The organism is Brevundimonas sp. (genome assembly GCF_041648615.1).
Classification (GTDB): domain Bacteria; phylum Pseudomonadota; class Alphaproteobacteria; order Caulobacterales; family Caulobacteraceae; genus Brevundimonas.
This window is the reverse complement of record NZ_JBAZOS010000021.1, coordinates 1-19,901: the sequence shown is the minus strand read 5'-3', so window position 1 is coordinate 19,901 and position 19,901 is coordinate 1. Positions and strand designations below refer to the sequence as shown.

Annotated in this window: 17 protein-coding genes; 4 read left to right on the top strand and 13 right to left on the bottom strand. The window is 68.4% G+C overall.

Translation table 11 applies throughout. The annotated features are described in order from the left end of the window. Window positions 1–98 precede the first annotated feature (98 nt). Window positions 99–506: a hypothetical protein gene (locus WC555_RS09455; RefSeq protein WP_373253097.1), complete on the bottom strand. Its 408-nt coding sequence runs from the start codon at window positions 504–506 to the stop codon at window positions 99–101. 261 nt (window positions 507–767) lie between these two features. On the opposite strand from WC555_RS09455, the gene WC555_RS09450 reads away from it, so the two are divergent. Beyond that, window positions 768–2,315, top strand: coding sequence for a GNAT family N-acetyltransferase (locus WC555_RS09450; RefSeq protein WP_373253096.1), 1,548 nt, complete (start codon window positions 768–770; stop codon window positions 2,313–2,315). A gap of 241 nt (window positions 2,316–2,556) precedes the next feature. Here WC555_RS09450 and WC555_RS09445 read toward each other — a convergent pair whose 3' ends face one another. Both WC555_RS09445 and WC555_RS09440 read right to left on the bottom strand, forming a co-directional pair. Further along, entirely contained in the window at window positions 2,557–3,003 is a 447-nt protein-coding gene (locus WC555_RS09445) for a MaoC family dehydratase (RefSeq protein ID WP_373253094.1), read from the bottom strand. Further along, window positions 3,000–4,883, bottom strand: coding sequence for a M20/M25/M40 family metallo-hydrolase (locus WC555_RS09440; RefSeq protein ID WP_373253093.1), 1,884 nt, complete (start codon window positions 4,881–4,883; stop codon window positions 3,000–3,002). The genes WC555_RS09445 and WC555_RS09440 overlap by 4 nt, the downstream gene beginning before the upstream one ends. Window positions 4,884–5,601: 718 nt before the next feature. Between WC555_RS09440 and WC555_RS09435 the strand changes: the two genes are divergently transcribed. Then, window positions 5,602–7,422 carry a hypothetical protein gene (locus WC555_RS09435; RefSeq protein WP_373253091.1) on the top strand — a complete coding sequence of 607 codons (1,821 nt, stop codon included), beginning with the start codon at window positions 5,602–5,604 and terminating at the stop codon, window positions 7,420–7,422. Window positions 7,423–7,735: 313 nt separating this feature from the next. Here WC555_RS09435 and WC555_RS09430 read toward each other — a convergent pair whose 3' ends face one another. From WC555_RS09430 to chpT, 3 genes are all read right to left on the bottom strand, one after another. Continuing rightward, entirely contained in the window at window positions 7,736–8,551 is an 816-nt protein-coding gene (locus WC555_RS09430; RefSeq protein WP_373253090.1) for a protein-glutamate O-methyltransferase CheR, read from the bottom strand. 4 nt (window positions 8,552–8,555) lie between these two features. Continuing rightward, window positions 8,556–8,927: a response regulator gene (locus WC555_RS09425; RefSeq protein WP_373253088.1), complete on the bottom strand. Its 372-nt coding sequence runs from the start codon at window positions 8,925–8,927 to the stop codon at window positions 8,556–8,558. A gap of 101 nt (window positions 8,928–9,028) precedes the next feature. Next, on the bottom strand, window positions 9,029–9,697 hold the full coding sequence (gene chpT, locus WC555_RS09420; RefSeq protein ID WP_373253087.1) for a histidine phosphotransferase ChpT: 669 nt from the start codon (window positions 9,695–9,697) through the stop codon (window positions 9,029–9,031). Window positions 9,698–9,786: 89 nt separating this feature from the next. On the opposite strand from chpT, the gene cysQ reads away from it, so the two are divergent. Beyond that, a complete protein-coding gene (gene cysQ, locus WC555_RS09415; RefSeq protein WP_373253085.1) occupies window positions 9,787–10,572 on the top strand; it encodes a 3'(2'),5'-bisphosphate nucleotidase CysQ in 786 nt (261 codons plus the stop codon). Window positions 10,573–10,575: 3 nt separating this feature from the next. Here cysQ and WC555_RS09410 read toward each other — a convergent pair whose 3' ends face one another. From WC555_RS09410 to WC555_RS09395, 4 genes are all read right to left on the bottom strand, one after another. Beyond that, window positions 10,576–11,814, bottom strand: coding sequence for a hypothetical protein (locus tag WC555_RS09410; RefSeq protein WP_373253083.1), 1,239 nt, complete (start codon window positions 11,812–11,814; stop codon window positions 10,576–10,578). Window positions 11,815–11,918: 104 nt separating this feature from the next. Continuing rightward, on the bottom strand, window positions 11,919–13,403 hold the full coding sequence (locus WC555_RS09405; RefSeq protein WP_373253082.1) for a hypothetical protein: 1,485 nt from the start codon (window positions 13,401–13,403) through the stop codon (window positions 11,919–11,921). An 89-nt stretch (window positions 13,404–13,492) separates the two neighbouring features. Then, a complete protein-coding gene (locus WC555_RS09400) occupies window positions 13,493–15,001 on the bottom strand; it encodes a hypothetical protein (protein WP_373253081.1) in 1,509 nt (502 codons plus the stop codon). Window positions 15,002–15,061: 60 nt separating this feature from the next. After that, window positions 15,062–16,693 carry a peptide chain release factor 3 gene (locus tag WC555_RS09395; protein ID WP_373253079.1) on the bottom strand — a complete coding sequence of 544 codons (1,632 nt, stop codon included), beginning with the start codon at window positions 16,691–16,693 and terminating at the stop codon, window positions 15,062–15,064. A 160-nt stretch (window positions 16,694–16,853) separates the two neighbouring features. Between WC555_RS09395 and WC555_RS09390 the strand changes: the two genes are divergently transcribed. Beyond that, a complete protein-coding gene (locus tag WC555_RS09390) occupies window positions 16,854–16,985 on the top strand; it encodes a hypothetical protein (RefSeq protein WP_373253077.1) in 132 nt (43 codons plus the stop codon). Between the two features lie 57 nt (window positions 16,986–17,042). On the opposite strand, the gene WC555_RS09385 is transcribed toward WC555_RS09390, so the two are convergent. The 3 genes from WC555_RS09385 to WC555_RS09375 all read right to left on the bottom strand — a co-directional run bounded on the left by WC555_RS09385 (window position 17,043) and on the right by WC555_RS09375 (window position 19,726). Then, the gene (locus WC555_RS09385; protein WP_373253075.1) at window positions 17,043–18,638 is read right to left on the bottom strand and encodes a DUF1570 domain-containing protein; all 1,596 of its coding nucleotides are present in this window, start codon (window positions 18,636–18,638) and stop codon (window positions 17,043–17,045) included. A gap of 68 nt (window positions 18,639–18,706) precedes the next feature. Continuing rightward, window positions 18,707–19,087 (bottom strand): hypothetical protein, encoded by a 381-nt coding sequence (locus WC555_RS09380; RefSeq protein ID WP_373253074.1) that lies wholly within the window; start codon window positions 19,085–19,087, stop codon window positions 18,707–18,709. Between the two features lie 297 nt (window positions 19,088–19,384). After that, window positions 19,385–19,726, bottom strand: a complete 342-nt coding sequence (locus WC555_RS09375) for a DUF1491 family protein (protein WP_373253072.1) — start codon at window positions 19,724–19,726, stop codon at window positions 19,385–19,387. Window positions 19,727–19,901: the final 175 nt, after the last annotated feature.

The window sequence follows — 19,901 nt, the reverse complement described above, 5'->3', positions numbered from 1 at the left end:
GACCTCCATACGGAAGACTTAGCTGCTGTGAAGCTTGTCTGGAAGGTCGACGAGACGCAGGGGCCGCGGGATGGTTCACGCCCCGCGACTCCGGTCGATCAGGCAAGTCCGGCGTGCACGCCGTGACTGCGCATGAGCCGCCAGGCCAGGAAGACGCCGGCCGCTACGTCATAGGCCATGCAGAACATCGGCCACCACACGGGCACGCCCGGGTTCGTGAAGATAGCGGGGTGAAAGATGTCGTAGACGCCGTGCCCGATGAGGCCGGCGACCACCCACCAGAGGCTTGTGCGGAAGCCCAGGACGGAAACCCCGACGAAGACGGCCGTCGGCAGGAGCTCTGACAACAATGCAGCGGTTGAGCCGCCCAACACAGCGAACAGTTCGTAGAGTACGGCGATCAGGATCAGGATCACGGGGTACGCAGCCCGATCTCTGTCCAGGCCCACCCACGCCAGGAACAGGCCCGCCAGAAGCGCCAAACCCACGCCGATTGCGTATTCCATCTGTCTCCCTCCATCTGCACTTCTTCATCTAGGAGCGCCATGCGCCGTGGTCTTGAACGCAAGGGCCGAAACGCGATCGTCAGGATTGGCGGAAATGGCGGCACCTATGACGATCTGTCTGTGATCGGGGGCCATGGTCCCGGCCGCGACTGTCTCCCACCGGAAGCCGACCTGGCCGCGCTGCGCCAGTCTGACAAAGATGACCGGCGCATTGGCCGGCCGAGGACTTGATCCCCAAGCTCCGCCGTGCGTTCACACCGCATGACAAAACCTTCCAAGCCCGCCGTCCTCTCCATCCGCAACGCCAGACTGGCCGATGTGAACGCCATCTCGGCCCTCGTGGCCAAGGTCTACAAGGACATGCCCGCCTATACGCCGGGCATGCTGCGGGGCCAGATCGCGGCCTTTCCCGACGGGCAGTTCGTGGTCGAATACGCCGACGAGATCGTCGGCTACGCCGCCGGATTCCGCATCGACGAGAAGACGGCCATGGCACCGCACACCTGGACCCAGATCACCGGCGGCGGCTATGCGGCGCGGCACGATCCGGTCGGGGACTGGTTCTACGGCATGGAAGTGTGCGTCGATCCGGACCGGCGCCGCCTGCGCATCGGCCAGCGGCTGTACGACGCCCGGCGCGACCTGTGCGAGGCCGAGAACTTGCGCGGCATCGTCTTCGGCGGGCGGATGCCGGGGCTGGCGCGGCGCAAGGCGGCCTATCCCGACGCCCGCGAATATCTGGACGCGGTGACGGCGCGCAAGCTGAACGACCCGGTGATCGGCTTCCACATGCGCGGCGGCTTCGAGCCGATCGGGGTGCTGGAGAACTATCTGACCTCGGACACGGCCTCGATGGGCCATGCGGCGCACATGGTCTGGCGCAACCCCTACTATACCGAGACGCACGGGCGGGGCGCGGCCTTCGCGGTCAAGGAGACGGTGCGGGTGGCGACGGTGCAACTGCAGGCCCGCAAGGTCGCCAGCTTCGAGGAGTTCATCTCCAACATCGAATATTTCGTCGACGTGACCTCGGACTACCGCTCGGACTTCGTGGTCTTCCCCGAGCTGTTCACCCTGCAGCTGCTGTCGCTGGAGAAGAAGAAGCTCAGCCCGGTGGAGTCGATCGAGGCCCTGACCCGCTATACGCCGCGCTTCGTCGAGGCGATGCGCAAGATGGCGGTCGAGTACAATATCAACATCATCGGCGGCTCTCACCCGACGCAGACGGACGACGGCGACATCCAGAACGTCGCCTATGTCTTCCTGCGCGACGGCTCGGTGCACGAGCAGGAGAAGATCCACCCGACGCCGAACGAGCGGCACTGGTGGAACATCAAGGGCGGCGACCGGGTGCACGCCATCCCGACCGATTGCGGGCCGATCGGGGTGCTGATCTGCTATGATTCCGAGTTCCCGGAACTGGCGCGGCGGCTGGTCGACGAGGGCGCGCGGCTGCTGTTCGTGCCGTTCTGCACCGACAACCGGCAGGGCTATCTGCGGGTGCGCTACTGCTCGCAGGCGCGGGCCATCGAGAACCAGTGCTACGTCATCCTGTCGGGCAATGTCGGCAATCTGCCGAACGTCGAGAACATGGACATCCAGTATGCGCAGTCGTGCATCCTGACGCCGTGCGACTTCCCGTTCGCGCGGGACGGGGTGGCGGCCGAGGCGTCGGAGAATGTGGAGACGGTGACCGTGGCCGACCTCGACCTGTCGGACCTGGCCTGGGCCAAGTCGCAGGGCACGGTGCGCAATCTGCGGGACCGCCGGTTCGACCTGTACAAGACGGTGTGGACGGACGGGGGCTGAGGGTTACCGTGCCCTGACGTGGGCAGGGCTGGTTCATCACGAAGGACACGAAGGGGTCACGAAGGACACAAAGGGTCCTGTGCCGTGGACAGGGCAGGAGCCGCCTTCGAAAACTGAATGCGGCGAAGCCGCAATCTCATGACAGTCGGAAGAAAACCGCCCGCTCGACGCATCGCCGCTCCCTTCGTGCCCTTCGTGACCCCTTCGTGTTCTTTGTGATGAACCTGCCGGCCGCGCGCCCCTAGCCCGGGCGGCGCCAGGCGACGATGCCGAGGGTGGAGATCTGCACCGGCTCGCCGTGCTGGTTGCGGGTCTCGTTGCGGGTGCGGACCATGCCGCGGTCGGGGCGCGACTTCGAGGGGGTGATCTCCAGCACCTCGACGTGAACCGTGAGCGTGTCGCCGGGGCGGGTCGGGCGGGGCCAGGTGGTCTCGCCGCCGACGCCGATCAGGCCGCCCGCGATCGGCAGGCCGTCGACCAGCAGCCGCATGCTCAGCGCCGCCGTGTGCCAGCCGCTGGCGGCGAGGCCCGCGAACAGGCTGTCCTGCGCGGCCGCCTCGTCGAGGTGGAAGGGCTGGGGGTCGAACTGGCGGGCGAAGGCCTTGATCTCTTCGGTGGTGACGGCGACCGAGGGGGTGACGAAGGCCTGGCCGACGTGGAGGTCTTCCAGATAGAGCGGCGCGATCATACCGAGGCGACCGTCGCGGGCGCCCTGTCCGGCTCGGCGAAGCGGGCCGCGCCCGACAGGGCGGCGCCCAGCAAAAGCACCGCCATCGCCGCCATCAGCAGGGGCCGCGCGGCGGCCCGCTCGGGGCTGAACGGCCGGATGAACATCAGCACCAGCAGGCCGAGCAGGACCATCACGCCGGGCAGGTCCATGCCGATGCCGAGGAAGACGGTATGGGCCAGTCCCGCGATCCAGCCGGCCGCGAGGACGGCGGCGACCGCGATCGGGGCCAGGGACCGGGGGCGGGTCAGGCCGGGATCGGCGAAGGCGGCGACGGCGGCGGCCAGGGCGGCCAGCAGGCCGGTCCAGACGAACAGGAAGGCCGCCTCGGGCGCGAAGCCTTGCGCCGCTGTCGCGACGATCAGGATCAGGCCGATCAGTCCCGTCCATCCGCCCCAGGCCGAACGGGCGGCGAGGCCCGGCGCCAGCGACAGGCCGACGGCCACGACCGCCGCGCCGATGACGACCACATTCCATCCGCCGAGCAGGAGGGCCAGAAGGGCCGCGGCGGCGATCCCTCCGGCGACCACGCGGCGGTCGGGCCGGGTGCGCCCGCCCAGCAGGGCGAGCGCGAGGGCGAGGACCGCCAGCGCGGTCCCGGCCTCCATCCACGGCAGCCGGGCCAGCAGGGTGTAGTAGGCGTCGGCGCTGTCGGCGCGGGCGGACAGCGGTCCGGCCAGCAGGCGGACGGCCTGGGTCAGGACCAGACCCGTCGACAGGAACCACAGGCCGTCGACCATCCCGCGTCCGGCGTCCGCGAAGGTCAGGCCCGCGCGGGACCGGGCCCGCCAGAGGGCCGCGCCGAGGCCCAGGAAGCCCAGTCCCAGCAAGGCCCAACCCATGACCGGCGGATGGCCGACGATGACCCGGCCGAACAGGTCGGCGTAGACAAGGTTCTGCGTCGCCGCGGGCAGGGCGGGGGCCCGCAGCAGGGCGTCCGCGACCTCCAGCGCCTGGGCGCCGATGTGCTGGACGCTGCCCTGATCCAGGGCGTCGGGCGTCGAGACGTCGGCGTGATACTGGGCCGGGCGGCCGATGAAGGCGAGGTTGATCCCCTGGACGCCGCGATCCCTGGGGATGGTGAAGTCGGTGCCGTTGGGCATCAGCTCATAGACGAACACCGCCAGCGAGTTGGATGAGACGCCGCCGGTCGCCCTGACGCCCGAGCGGGCGAACAGGGCGATGGTTTCGGCGTTGCCGCGACCGGTCTCGAACATCATGGCCCGGCCGCCGCCGCCGCGCGCTTCCAGATTGACCACCGCGCCGATGCGATCGCGCAAGGGGTGGCCGCCCCAGAAGACGCGGGCGCCGTCCAGGTTCAGTTCCTCGCCGTCGGTCAGCAGGACCACGAGCGTGCGGTCGGCGCCGCCGCGGGCGCCGATGGCGCGAACGGCCTCGAGAATGGCGGCGACGCCCGCCGTATCGTCCGCCGCGCCGGCGGAGTCCGGCACGGTGTCGTAGTGGGCCATCAGGGCGACGGCGGGCAGGCGCGGGTCGCGGCCCGGCAGGACGCCGATCAGATTGGTCGCCTGGAGCCCCGCGGCCGACCGGTCGTCGCGCTCGATCCGACGCACGGCCTCGGGCGAAAGCGGCCCCGTCTGGGTCGAGGTCTGCAGCCCGAGGGCGGCCATCCGCTGCAGCAGCAGGGCCTGGACCCGCGCATGGTCGGCCGAGCCGACGGGATGGGGGCGGCGCGCGATTTCGCGGACGTCGAGCATCGCCCGTTCGGTGGAGAAGGCCGTCGCGGGCGCGCTCGCCGGCGCGGGGCGCGGGCTCTGCAAGGTCAGCACCGCGATCAGCAACGCCAGCGCCAACGATCCGACCAGCCAGAGCAGCCGCATGAGTCATCCTCCCCGATGAAAGGCTACGCTAGCGGGCTAAGTCGGCTTCGTCATCCTTCGACGGGTGAAGCGAGGACGGGTCGCGACCCGTAGCGGCTGTTGGATAGTGCGGTAGAGTGGCCCAGGAAACGGGGACGTCCGCAATGACGAGAGGCCTCACAATACCGCTGGCGATTGTCGCGCTTTCCTCGCCGGGTTGCGCGCAGACGCCGCCCGCTTCTACGGCCGAGGCCGCCTGTGCGACGGCCACGGCCCGGGTCACGGCACAGCGAGGCCTGCCGACCAGCCATGTCGCTCTTTGCGACGACATCCCGGAAGCGGACGGCCCTCGCGGCTACTACGTTCTGGCCCTTCGCGCCCATTGCTTTGAGGACGTCTGTGGAAGCACCAACATGGGGTGGTTCGCTGTCCAGAAAGCGACTGGCGATGTCTTCGAGGTGGACGACGTCACTGATTGGAAGCTCGGGCGACGTGTGCCCGAGGGCTCCTGACGACCGCTATCGACTATCAGACAACGGTCCGCTCCCGACCCGGAGGCGACGTTCAACACTCGACCCGTTGGGGACGTTCCCCCGCGAGGCCGGGTTCACCGCCGGGCGGTATGACAGGCCGCGCTTCTTCAGCGTAAAAGTAGGAATTAATTCCTTCATGCGACCAATATTGACGTCCGGTCGAAATAAGCCCTTCCCCGGGCGATCCCGCCCCGAGGATAAAGACGATGGCTATTACGTTTGATACCCGCGCAGAGGCAGCCGCCGCCACTATTGCGGCTTCCGAAAAGTCGGCCCGCATCGCCGGCCTGGCGGTCGCGGGCGACGGGGGCGACGGTCTGTACGTACGGGTTGGCAGTCAACCCAACCATGGAGGCAAATTTCAATCCGCCGACGGCGGCTGGTGGGAGCTGGTCGCTGAACACGAAGGGGGCGTCAGGGCGCTTCAGGTCGGCGCCGTCGCCGACGGCGTGACGGTGAATTCCACGACGCTGACAACCGCCCTGCGGAGATACGGAAAGGTGTTCCTCGACCGGCATGAGCCGGGGCTCTGCTATCTCGGGAACGTCTACCTGGCCTCTAACGAGACGCTCTGGGGTGACGATATCGGCGCGGTTGGCGACCCGGCGCACCCGGGGACGGTGCTTAAGGGAACAGCCAATCGCAACGCCCATGAACCTGTGGTCGGAAACGTCACCCGCCGGCCCGGCTCCAACGCAAATCGGGACCGCAATCTGAGAGTCTTCGGGTTCACAATCGACGGCGACAAGGCGCACAATTCGAGCCAAGGCGAATGGGGTCACGGCCTGCAGCTCTACGCCGTCGACACGGCCCATATCGATGTGCGGGCCATCAACTGCCGCGGCGACGGCGCCGTCCTGGCGCATGGCTATGACCCCGATGCGGGTGGCGGCGATCTGGCCTATTGCTCGAACATCTTCGGTCGCGTGGTTTCCGAAGATTGCTATCGGCAAGGCGTCGCCGTGATCGCCGGTGAGAACATCCGTCTCCAGGTTCAGTCCTTCCGGGCCAGGCTGTTCGCCTTCGACATCGAAAACGACATGGTTGGCCATGTGCTCCGAAACATCGTTGTCGACGTCTACGCCCGGGACTGCGGAACGGCGGGTGTCGATTCCTCGGGAGGCGTGGCGGTCTACGGCGTCGCGGGCCAGCCGGCGGAAGACGTGACCCTAAGCTTCCAGATCAGCGGCGGGAACGGAACGGCTGTTTTCTGGCGACAAGCCGTGAACGCCCGCCTGAGCGGGTCCATCAGCGCAAGCGGAATGACAGCGTTCGCCTGTGGCGCGGAGGGGGCCGGCAATCCGTCCAGCGTCTATCTGGACGTTGATGTCGACGACGCTTTTGCATTGGGCCGCATCTGGGACAACGGCGGCCGAATAGATGGTGCGATCAGGCAGCGCTCAGAACTCGTTGGCTCCGGACTTCAGTTGCGCGATCTGGCTTCCGGCGACCTGAACGTTCAGCTGACCAAAGGGTCGACCGAAAACGGCTATGGCCTTCTCGTCTATGAATCCAGCGGGCTTTTGATCCGAGGCAAGGTGTCCGGCTTCAGGGCCCAGGGCGTCCAGATTCTCGGTACGTCAGTCGGCAACCGATTCTGGATCGATTGCGAAGGCAACAATACCAGTGGCTTCCATCACGAGGTTGAAGAGGGAGCCGGAGGTGATGACAACATCTTCTTCGGACTGCGGAACGGCGTCAGCGCGTCGCTCTCGGGTCCCCTGTCGCGGGTGGAATACGAGACCGTACCGGGTCCGGCTGATCGCGGGGATGCGCCGGTCACCCTCGCGCCCCGGTCCGATCCGCGACTTAATCTCTTCAAAACGGCGCTGACGGCGAACAGGACCGTGTCCCTGTCAACCGTCGGCGCGGTGAAGGGAGATTGCTTCCGGCTCGTCAGAACCGGAGGCGGAGCCTTCAATCTGAACGTCGGCTCCGGACCGCTGAAGAGCCTCTCTTCCGGCCAGTGGTGTGAAGCAACCTACACCGGAACGGCTTGGGAGCTGACGGCAGGCGGTCCCCTCTAGCGACGTCGGTGGGCGGCCCTATGGCCGCCCATTTCGCTTCCGGCGCGCGCAACGTTGCACCGCGAACGGAGCAGGGCAACGTCCGCTGTCCACCCTTGGGAGACCTTCGGGGCGCCCGCTCCGGGGCTCTCCCTGTGACGCGACCGACCTCCGGACGCGGACCGTCCGATCCGCCGTCAGGACCCGAAACCCAACGCGGGCCACCCGAGACAATTCGTACGATACATGCGCGACATCATGGCGGGGCCAAGCGCGATACCCGGTACATGCGCGACATAAGCCGCAAGCCGCGGAATGACGAAAGTCCGGAGCCTTACGCCGCCCGCCTCAGCGCCGCGGCCGATTTCACGAACAGGCCCTTGCGGCCGGCGACCGCGCGGAAGGCGATGCTGTCGCCGTCGGGGGTTTCGTCCGGACCGAGGAACAGGCAGCCGTCGTCGACCAGACGGCGTTCCAGATTGTCGAACATGTCGCGACGGCGGGCGGGATCGGCGTCGCCGAGCAGATGCCGGCAGAAGATCACGTCGAAGCGGTGGTCGTCGGTCGGGGCGTCGGCCAGGTTGGCGCGGGCGAAATGCACGACCGCGCGAAGCTCGGCCTTGGCGATCCAGGCGTCCTCGGCCTGATCGAACCAGCGCAACATAGTTTCGGCCTTCAGCCCGCGCTGGATCTCGAAGCCGGTGTAGGCGCCCGAGCGGCCCTTTTCGAGCGCCCGTTGCGACAGGTCGGTGGCGACGATCTCGACGGCGACGTGCGCCTCCTGGGCCGCGATGGCGAGGGACCAGGCCTCCTGGCCGGTCGAGCAGCCGGCGGACCAGATCCGCACCGGCCGGTCGCCGCGGGCCTTGCCCAGGGCGGGGAGCAGTTCGCGGGCGAGGGTGTCGAAGCTGTCGCGGTCGCGCCGGAACCAGGTTTCGGGGTTGAGCAGGGCCTCGATCACCGCCCAGCCGAGGGAGGCCACGGGTTTGGCCCAGAGCGAGGCCAGCATGGCGTCGACCGTTTCGAAGCCCTCGCGCCGGGCCACCGGACCCAGGCGATGCTCGGCCAGCTTCATCCGGTCGCGCGTCAGCCGGAAGCCCGCGCGCGAGGCCATCAACGTCTGCAGGCGATCGAAATCGTCTGGCGTCATGGGTTCAGACGGCCCCCACTTCGGCGAATTTCGAGGTCAGGATCTCGCCGTCGAACGGCTTCATCACATAGTCGTCGGCGCCGGCCAGAAGGGCCTCGGCGATGCGCTCGGCGCGGGTCTCGATGGTGCAGAACAGGACCTTGGGGGCCAGGCCGCCGGGCAGGGCGCGCAGCCGGCGCAGGAAGGTCATGCCGTCCATCACGGGCATCGACCAGTCCAGCAGGATGACCTCGGGAATCACTCCGGCGCAGAAGACGAGGGCCTCGGATCCGTCGGCGGCCTCATCGACCTCGAAACCCAGCCCCTCGACGATGCGCCGCGCGACCTTGCGGATGATCCGGCTGTCGTCGACGATCAGACAGGTTCTGGGGGTCAAGGTCCGGGTTCCAATATTGCGTCGCACAACGCCCGCGTGTGCGGCAAGTTCTATAGTCGCCCCGAGCCGGTTAATGAGTCCTTGGGAAACCGGCTTAAGGCTCAGTTAGGCATGCGGGCGGTGAGGACAACGCGCCCCTCCTCGCACTGCACATCCAGCGTCCCGCCCGCGTCATGCGCCGTCAGCCAGAGCCAGTAGGGCTGGATCCACTGACCGGGGAGACCTTCGCTCAAGGCCTCTCCCGCCAGGCCCGAAACGGCCTCGGCCTTCAGGCGGGCCCGGTTTCCCTGGGCCAGCCCCTCGATGACCAGATCGGCGCCGTCGCGGCGGGTCGAGACGACGGCGGTCCCGCCGGAAGGCAGGGCCGCCATGGTCAGATAGGCCAGGTTCACCAGAGCGCGGGACTGGGCCTTGGAATAGCTGGCGTCCTCGGCCTTCCAGTCCAGGGTCGCCCGGCCGCCCTCGGTCAGGCCGGCCACCAGCTCGCCCAGTTCGGCCCCCGAGAATCGCTCGGCCGAGGTCGCGGCTCCGAAGGCGACCCGGGCGAACGAGACCAGGGCCACCATCTTCCTCGCGCTGGCCTCGATCAGGCTCATGGCGTCGTCGCGCATGTCCTGGGCCGACGGATCCTTCAACAGGTCCAGGCCCGAGCTGATCGCGCCGGCCGGGCTGATGAAGTCGTGGCACAGCTTGCCCGCGATCAGGGCGGCGAGCGCCTGGCCATCCGGAAGGGCCGGACCATCAGGAAGAGCGGTGGAGGTGTCGGTCATAGGGCCCCGGGGCAACAGTCGATAACAGGCCGGACGCTGACCTGATTTGCCGGTTCGCGAAACCGGTCCGATGCTCTAATCCCCGCGCCATGATCAAACGACTGACCGCCGACCTTGCGTCCGGCGCCCTGACCGAGGCCCTGGCCGACATCGCCGAGGACGCTGCCCGGGTCATCCTGCCGTACTGGCGCAACGGCGTGGTCGCTGAGGCCAAGGCCGACGACAGCCCCGTGACCCAGGCCGACAAGGAGGCCGAGGCCCTGATCCTGGCCCGGCTGGAGGCCTTGTATCCCGGGGTGCAGACGGTGGCGGAGGAGGCCGTGGCCGCCGACGGCGCGCCGGCCCATGCCGCCGACTGGTTCTGGCTGATCGATCCGCTGGACGGCACGCGCGGCTTCGTCGAGGGCCGCGAGAGTTTCACCGTCAACATCGCCCTGGTCCATGAGGGCGTCGTGGTCGCGGGCGTGGTGACGGCCCCGGCGACGGCCACGACCTGGCGCAGCGCCGCGCCGGGCGGTGGCGCCTTCCGTCGCCGCTTCGGCGAAGGCTGGCAGGCCATCAAGGTGCGTGACCGGCCGGCCTCGCCGATGGCGGTGATGAGCCACAGCATGACGGACGCGGAGGCCGAACGCCTCGCCTCGCGCCATGGCTGCGTCCAGTGGCAGGGCACGGACTCGTCGCTGAAATTCTGCCTGATCGCCGAGGGGCGGTTCGACGCCTATCCGCGCACGGGCCCGACGTCGGAATGGGACACGGCCGCGGGGCAGGCGGTGCTGGAAGCGGCCGGCGGACGGGTCATGGCCGAGGACGGCCAGCCGCTGCGCTATGGCAAATCCTGTTTCGGCAACGGCGGGTTCGTGGCGCTGGGCGGCTAGCCGTCAGAGACCGATGGTCTCGGGCGCGGCCAGCATGGCCCGCTCGACCAGCGCCGGCGCGCCCCATTCACGCGCGGTCTCCATGGCCTCGGTCAGCATCAGGCCGACGGCGCGCGGCTCGACGCCCATCAGCCGGCCCCTGGCCATGACCAGACGCGCCATGCCGATCTGGTCGGCGGCCCAGTCCAGCGGCGGCGCGGTCCGGTTGAGCAGTCGCTGACGGACGATCGCCTCCAGCCCGAAGAGGGCGGCGACATCGCCTGCGTCCTCGGCGAGGTTGGTCGCCGCCGCCAGACGCCGCTCGCGCGCCAGGGCGCCCAGCACCAGACCCGGCTCGCGGGTCAGGGCCTCGGCCTGGGTGAGGGGCAGAAGGGGGGTGTCGGCCTGGGCCTGAACAAGCTGCACCGCGACCCAGTCCAGGGGGCTGTGGTCCGGCGTGAACTGTTCGGCCGCCGCGTCGAAAAGGGCCTGGCCCTGCTCGGTCGCGGCCTCGTTCCGCGCCAGCCGGGCCAGCGCCATCAGGCCGGCGCCGGCGAGGGCCAGGGCGCGGGCGCGGGTGAGGGGGCGGTAGTCGGGCGACGCGGCCTCGACCAGCACCTGCAGGTCGCGCCCGGCCTGATCCAGCAGGCGGCCGTCCCGCCGCGCCACGCCGGCGTCGAGCGAAAGCGCCGCGCGATCCAGCCTCAGGTCGTCGCCCACGGTCCGGGGCATGCCCTGGGCGCCGTGGACGGCGGCGTCCAGCAGGGCCGCGGCGTCGAGCATGGCCGAGGGTTCTCCCGACAGCCGCGCCCGGCGCGCCGTCAGCCGGGCGTGCAGCGCCGCCGCGGCCGCGCGGGTCGCGGGGCGTTCCATGGTCAGGGACTGAACATCCATCAGCGCCGCCGTCAGCTTTTCGGGGCCGCCGAACAGGTCGAAGCGCAGCAGGTGAATTTCGCCGGATTCGATGGCCGTGGCGGCCGTCTGGTCCGGCGTCGCCGTGTGCCGGGCGGCGTCGGACGCGGCCGCGGCGGCGCGCTCCAGGCTGGTCCGGCGGCCGGTGCGGCGCGCATGCTCGCGCCACAGGGCCGAGGCGCGCATCCAGCCGGCGAAGGGGTCGGTGCAGGACACGCGGCCGGCGTCGATCGACTCGCGGCGGGCCTCGGCCTCGACCAGGTCGGCGCCGATCAGCTCCAGCCAGCCGAGGTCGTCGCTCTCGCGCGCCTTTTCGAACAGCTTTCTCAGATCCCGGCCGAATTCGAACATGGCTTCAGGCGCTCCGGTCGTCCCGCTTCGGGACCAAACAGGCGTCCCGGGGGTGCAAGGTGCAAACGCAGCGCCGCGCCGGGAGTTCGACCGTGTTCTGAAAGTCAGTCCCCGGCCGAGGCGCGCCTTTGCGCGATCTGTTCGAGCAGTTGACGGCCCCGTTCAACGCTGGAGCCGCCATGGGGATTGTTGACGATGGGGGTGAGCAGGATGACCGCTTCGTCGTAGCGGCCGCTTTCCAGCATGGCCATTGCGGCGTCGCCCCGGATCGACATGACCTGCGGCGCGTACTGGACCGCCAGAACCCAGGTCATGAGATCGTTGTCGCTGGGATAGTCCGATGCGCCGCGCCGGATGCGCGCCAGGGCGGCGTAGACCCGATAGTCGGTCGGATCGGCGTCCAGGGCGCGGCGAAGAAACCCTTGCGCGAGACGGCGCTGCCGCACGCCTTCCACCTCGTCGGCCGCCAGATCGCCGCGCTCATCGACGATGTCCGCCATGAGCAGCAGGGCCTCGATGTTGTCAGCCTGCCGTTCGAGGGCCGCGGTCAGGGCCGCCTCTGCGGCCGCGTCTTCGCCCCACTGCCTTTCCGCACGGCCCAGAGCGACCAGGGCCAACGGATCGGCCGGGAAACGGGCGGCTGCGGCGCGCAGCGACGCCAGGAGCGCGGGCCCGTCGACCTCGGCGGGATTGGGCGTCCGCGCATTGATCAGGGGGAGGAGGACCGCATCCGCGGCCGGCGACAGGCTCGACACCGTGATGACCGGCGTGATGGGAGGGACGTCCATCGGGGCGTACCTGAGGCCGCTGCGAAGATAGGCGCGCAGCTGGCTCGTCAACTGCTCGGGCGTCATTCCGAACGCCGCCTGCCACGCGTCGACAGGGTCCTGACCCCCGCTGACAGCGGTCTGATAAGCTCCCAGACGCCGCACGCGGTCCGCATCGCCAAGCGCCCAGTGGGTCAGCGCCCATGACTGGGCGTAGTACATGCTGCGGCCCGTCCGGTCCTCGATGTCGAACGAACCCTTCGCCCTCAGCACCTGGTCCATCGGCAGCCAGCGGTTCTGCTGCAGGGCATACTGGCGGCCGGGGTCGGGCAGGCCGATGGTCGCCTTTCCGCGCTCGGTCACCGTGGCCGTGGCGAAATATTCCGCGAAACCCTCGCTCAGCCAGCCGGGATACCGGCCGTCCCCGCTCCGGGCCATGAAGTGGTGGCCGTATTCGTGCAGCAGAATGTCGTCGCTCTTGCCCCGCACCAGGATGGCGAAGATGTCGTTCTCGCTCGACGAATAATAGCCGGCGATGCCGTCCGGGAGCCGGGGCTGGGCGATCCGCAGCGCCCGATCGTCGCCGACCAGATAGACAGGCAGCTTGCGAATGTCGTCCGCCGGGCCGCCGCCGAGGGTCAGCCTCATCAGCGCATCAAACCGCTCCAGCTTGGCGGTGTATTCTCGCAGCGTCCGCTCGGAGCCGTCACTGTAGACGATGAAGTTCGCACTCTCGGCGCGGCGCCATTCGGCGAGGGCGGACGCCGGCGTCAGGGCGAGCAGGGCGAGGGCGAGAAGAAGACGTTGAACGGCTGACGGCAAAATGGAACTCCCGAGGCGTCCGTCATTCTAAGCCCGGTTTGCGGAGCGCGGTCCAGCCTCAGGTTGTTGAAGCCCACAGCTTGCGGGGATCAGTCCGTCGATCCGGCCGGGGCCGGGGCGCCGGCGCGGGCCTCGGCGATCCGGGTCAGGATGCGCTGGATCCGGGCGGGCGTTTCGCGGCCGTGCGGATCGTTGGCGATGGGCAGTATGACCTGTTCCGCCTCGTCGACGAGCCCGTGGCGGAGCATGGCCTCGGCGGTCACCGGGCGGTTGCTGGCGACCTCGGGGGCGATGGCGACGGCGCGCCGCCACAGCTCCACGTCGTTCTCGGTGGGATAGTCCGGGGCGAACCGCCGGCTGTAGGCGATGGACTGATAGACCCGGTGCTCGGCGGGATCGACCTCATACGCCCGGGCCAGGAACCCCCTCGCCTGGCGGTACAGCCGCTCCCGCGCCTCCGGATCGGTGAGCTTGTCGCCGGCCGTTATCCGGGCGTCGGCCATCAGCAACAACAGATCGACGTTGGTCGGGTCGGCGTCGAGCAGGGGCTGGACGGCCTGCTCCGCCTTCGCGGGATCGCCCCAGCGAAGCTCGGCCCTCGCCACCATCGACTGGGCCAGCAGATCGCCGGGATGACGTTCCGCCGCCTGTCGCGCCCGGTCCAGTACGGCCGGCCCCTGGCTGGCGGGACCGCCGTCGCGGGCGTTGATGTCGAGCAGCAGGACCTCGTCCGCACTGTCGGGCAGGGCCGAAGTCGTCAACGCGGGACTGGCCGCGCCCAGGTCCAGCTCGGCGTACCGGGGACCCGCGTCGAGGTACGCCCTCAAGGTTCGGCCTAATTGTTCGGCGTCCATGTCGAAATGCGTTCTCAAGGCCGCATCGATCGCCACGCCGCGCGCCGTGTCGGCCAGGTATTTTTCCATGCGGCCGCGTCGATCCGGATCGGTCAGCGTCCAGTGCGTCAGCAGCCAGGACTGGGCGTAGAAGGCCGCGGTCTCGCGACCGTCCTGCAGATTGGGGGGCCCGCCCAGCACCGCCTCCATCGGCAGCCAACGAAGATTGTTCAACACGCGTGCGCTGCTGAACGGGGTCTTGCCCACGGCGGCGCGTCCCGCCGGACTGACGGTCGCGGTGCTGAAGAACTCGGCGAAGCCCTCGCGAAACCAGGCGGGATAGGCCCCCGGAAAGTTCCGGAACATGAAGTGGTGGCCGTACTCGTGCCGCAGGGTCTCGTCGCCGGCGGCTCTGATCGCCACGGCGCGGATGTCGCGAAAGTTGGCCGAATAGAAGCCCGCGACACGCTCTGGCAATTCAGGCGCGACGATTCCGAGGTCGGTGCGGTTGCGCACGATATAGACGGGCAGTTTGCGGTCGTCCTGTTGCTCCGGCAGGGCGAAATACGTGCGCATCAGTTGATCGATGCGCTCCAGCTCGATCGCATAGTCGCGCAGGTCGCGCTCGAAACCGTTGCTGTAGACGACGAAATGCCGGGTTTCCGCCTTGCGCCAGTCGGCGTGCGCCAGTCCGGGAATGGCGGTGATCGCCGCGCTGATCAGGATGACCCGAAGGGCGGCGGCGAAACGGCTCGGAGCGGTCATGGAGTCCCTCATGCAACCGGACGCACATAGGCGGTGTCCATGACAGGTTGTCCAGAGGGCCTAGCCCCGCTCCTTCGTCTTGGTGAAGGCGACGCTGGTGAACCGCTCCATGACATAGCCGGTCTCCCAGCTCGACTTGGCGAGGAAGACGGGATCGTCGTCGATATCGCGGGCCATCTGGCCGCGGTATTTGCCCATGAAGTCCTCGAGGTCGGCCTTTGTCCCGCCGATCCATCGGGCCTCGGCCCAGGGCGAGGGCTCGAAGATGACTTCCAGGCCGTATTCCTCGCCCAGGCGGTCGGCCATGACCTCGAACTGCAGCTGGCCGACGGCGCCGACGATGAAGTCCGAGCCCATCTCGGGGCGGAACAGCTGGGTGACGCCCTCCTCGGCCAGGCCGTCCAGCGCCTTCTTCAGGTGCTTCGCCTTGAGCGGATCCTTGACCCGGACACGCTGGAGGATTTCGGGCGCGAAATTGGGCAGGCCGGCGAAGCGGATCAGGCCGCTTTCGGACAGGCTGTCGCCGACGCGCAGGACGCCGTGGTTGGGGATGCCGATGACGTCTCCGGCGTAGGCGTCCTCGGCCAGTTCGCGGTCCGAGGCGAAGAACATGATCGGGGCGTTGACCGACAGCTGCTTGCCGGTGTTCTGGACCTTCAGCTTCATGCCGCGCTGGAACTTGCCCGAGGCCATGCGGAACATGGCGATGCGGTCGCGGTGGTTGGGGTCCATATTGGCCTGGACCTTGAAGACGAAGCCGGTGACCTCGGGCTCGCCCGGCTGGACGGTCAGGGGGACCGGATCGGGGGCGTTGCGGGTTCCGGCGGGAGCCGCCTTGTGCGCCTTCATGACCTTGGGCGGCGGGGCCCATTCGCCGATCGCGGCCAGCAATTCCTCAATGCCGAAATGGCGCAGGGCCGAACCCCACAGCACCGGGGTCATATGCCCCTCGAGGAAGGACTGGCGGTCAAAGGCCGGATAGCCGCCCTCGACCAGTTCCTGCGCCTCCATCAGGGCCTCGTGTTCGCCGGGCTCGAAATAGCGCGCGGCCTCGGCCAGGGGCAGGGCCTCGGGATGGGGCACGTCCTCGGCCGAGCCGGCGGGCTTGCGGGCGTAGGGCTGGAACCGGCCCGTGCCCATCTCGACCATGCCGCGCAGACGGGCGCCGCTCTCGGCCGGCCACCAGATCGGGGCGGGGTCCAGCTGCAGCCGGCTGGCGATCTCGTCCAGCAGGGCCATCGGATCCTGGGCCTCGCGGTCCAGCTTGTTGATGAAGGTGATGATCGGAATGTCGCGCAGGCGGCAGACCTCGAACAGCTTCAGCGTCTGCGGCTCGATGCCCTTGGCGGCGTCCAGCACCATGATGGCGCAGTCGGCGGCGGTCAGGGTGCGGTAGGTGTCTTCCGAGAAGTCCTCGTGGCCCGGGGTGTCGAGCAGGTTGAACATCTTGCCGTCGTGCTCGAACGTCATGACCGAGGCCGAGACGGAGATGCCGCGTTCCTTCTCGATCTTCATCCAGTCGGACTGGGTGCGCCGGTTCTCGCCGCGCGCGCGCACGGCCCCGGCCGCGCGGATGGCGCCACCGGCCAGCAGGATGTGCTCGGTCAGCGTGGTCTTGCCGGCGTCGGGGTGCGCGATGATGGCGAAGGTCCTGCGGCGCAGGGCCTCCTGTTCGAGAGTGAGCTTCGACATGTTCTATCCGTTGGGCCGCGCGAGGTAGCGCGGACGGGGCCGAAAGTCACCCGTCGGAGAATAACCCCTCGCCAGACAGGGCTTTTGGAGTCATCGTCGGTTCCGGCGAGACGACCCGGTCACGCAGCCGGGCGCCGCCTTTGGAAACGAAGGAACGGCCATGGCCCCGAACCACGCAGACCCGCCCCCGCCTCACACCGGCCCGCATCCCGCCGTCAGCCTCATCGCCGGCTTCGGCGTCATCGTGCTGGGCGCGACGGTGGTGCACGTGCTGTTCAACGCCGTGTTCTAGGGTTCGCCATGGATCAAAGACGTGGACGGGGCTGTCGACGATGACCTTCCACAAGCGCTAGAGCGCGGCCTCTGGCTCCTGGTCGACGTCCACAACCTCCCCGGTCGCGGTTGCGATGGCGCCGAGCATGGTTCGGGCGCGGACGCGGTCGGCGCCGGGGTGGGGCGCGTTGGCGACCGGATCGAGCACCGTCTTCGCCTCACTCCACAGGAACCTGGCCATATAGGCCTCGGCCAGCCTCAGCCGGTTCTCGTCGGCTTGAGGGGCAAGCGCGGTGGCCACCTCCAGGGTCGATATGTCGTTGGCGTTGGGATAGCCGGGCTGCCCGCGCCGCGTGTCGTTCAGGCCGAGATAGATGCGGAAGTCCAGCGGCTTGTATTCCATGGCCTGACCCAAATAGGACATGGCGAGGCGTCGCTGGGACGGTTCGTTCCCGGAGTTCGGCTCCGCCTTGATCTGGTCCATCAGGAGCGCGGCGGCGATGCGTAGCGCGTCTGCGTCCGTGGATGTGGCCGACAGGAGCGGTTGCAGCGTCGCCAGACCTGCCGCCGGGTCGCCCTTCAACCGATGCGCTCGGGCGGCGACCATCATGGCCATGCGCTGGCCCGGGCGCCGCGCCGCCGCCGCGAGGGCGTCGGTGACCAGTTCAGCGCGATGCCGGGCTGCATCGCGGGCCATCTCGGCTCTTCGCTCCGCGGAGCGCGGATCATCGGGGTCGTTGTCGGGCGGGACCACCAGGGGCGTGTCGTCCAGTCGGAGATCATACCAGACCAGGGCGCCGACATCCGCGTCCAGGGTCGAGATCGCGACCTCGGGCATCGGGATTTCGATCTGGGGGGTATAGTAGGTGATGCGTCCGAGAAAGTAGCGGCGCAAGTCGTTCTGAAGTTCGATCGAGGTGCGGCCGGTCGCCGTCTGCATCGCCGCGATCGGGTCGCCGCCCCGGATCACGGCGTTCAGATACTGGCTCAACATCCGCTGTCGTTCGGGCGCGCTCATCAGATAGTGGGTCAGCGCCCAGGCTTGGGCGTAGTAGTCGAAGACGCGAGCCCGACCGGATCGACTGATCCGCCATTTCAGCACGTCGGCCAGGGGCGCCCATTCGTTGCTCCCCAGTTGCGTGAACATCAACATCCGCCCGCGGTCTTCGCGCCCGACCTCGATCTTCTCCGGTTCCATGACGACGGTGGAATAGTATTCGGCGAAGCCCTCCACGAACCACGACGGATAGGCCTCGGCCGACATCTGGAACATGAAATGGTGCGCGTATTCGTGGAACAGGGTGCTCAGCGCCCCCGAGTTTGAGATGTTGGTCACCGTGTAGATGCGACCCGCGTCGGCGGAGTAGAAGCCGGCGATGCTCTCCGAGCCGTCGGGAAGGATGCGGCGCATGTCCCGCGCCCCGTCCGCCAGATAGATTTCCAGCTTCGGAATCTGGACGTCGCTCTGGATCGGATAATAGGTCCGCAGGAGGGCGTCGAAACGTTCGATCTTGGTGGCGTAGGTGCGCAGGGTGCGCTCGGATACGTCGCCGTAGATGATGAAATGGTCGGTTTCCGCCCTCCGCCATTCCGCCCGGGCCGGCGCTGCTGCGAACACAATCAGCGCCGTGACCGCCATGACGGCCGCCCTCAGATATCCCGTCATACGCATGGCCCCCGCTTCGTCAGCCCCAGGCCACAACCTTAAACAGCGGGATGGAGTACGTGCAAGGCCGGGTGTCAGGCCGCCATGCGCATCCACACGGCCCTGTCGGCGGCGACGGCGTCCAGCTTGCCCTTCGAGGCGCGGGTCTTGAGCTGGCGCATGATGGCGGTGGGCAGGGCGCAGAACTGCGGCTCGACCAGCGCGGGGTCGCAGCCGGCGGCGGGGGCGGCGAACAGGGCGGCGTTGACCTCGGGCGACCGGTCGTGGATCAGCCAGGCCAGACGACGGGCGCGCTGGGGATCGTTCTGGTGCATCAGCGGGTCTTCGGCGAACAGCTCGCAGCCCAGCTCCAGGACATAGTCCAGGTCCAGGTTCTCGAACCGGCGCGCGTCGCCGGGCGTGACCGGGGAGGCCTCGTCCAGGTCGAACACAACGTCGTTCAGAAGAAAGAGCATCGACACACCCACCACCGCCGGGCTCGTTTCTCGACCCGTTGAAGATGACCCTAGGCCAGGGCGCTTGCGGTTCCGTTCCCGAACGCGGTTAAGCATTTCGCACCGGCGGGGCGGGGTGGTCACAGGTGGTTAGGGACGAAGAGTGACGAGTGACGAGTGACGAGTGATTAGTGGGAAGGCCAAGGCTGGCTGCGGCTTGCATCTTTCCGGCCGTCGAAAAATCGCCACTCGCCACTCGCCACTCGCCACTCGCCACTCGTCACTCGCCACTCGCCACTCGCCACTCGCCACTAGCCACTAGCCGCTCAAGTCGCCCGCCACCTTCTCCGTGATGAAGTGCCGCCCCTCGCGGTCCTCGATCTCGACCACCCAGATGTCGGGATCGTAGCCGGCCTGGCGCTGGATGTAGGCGTCCAGTTCGCTTTCGAACTCGCTTTCGACCGGCTGCATCCACAGACGTTCGCCGTCGGGACCGAAGGCCTCACTATAGAGTCGGGCGCGGCGGGTTGAGGTGTTGAAGGCCTTGACGATGACCGTGCCGGCGCGCGCGTCGCCCTTGCGCGCGACCGTGGCGAAGGCTCCCGACAGCTCGGCGCGGCGGATCAGGGCGGACACCCACAGGTCGCTGGACAGAAGCACTTTGATAACCCTGCTCGGAAACCGGACCGGAACGCGTGGCGCGTAGGGTGCGGCCCATGACGATAGGCCAGACCGCCCCGAAGACCAAAGCCGCCTTGCTGGCCGCCGCCGTTCTGTGCGCGCCGCAGGCCGCGTCGGCCGGGCCCGCCGACACCTATTACGAACGCGCCTTCAT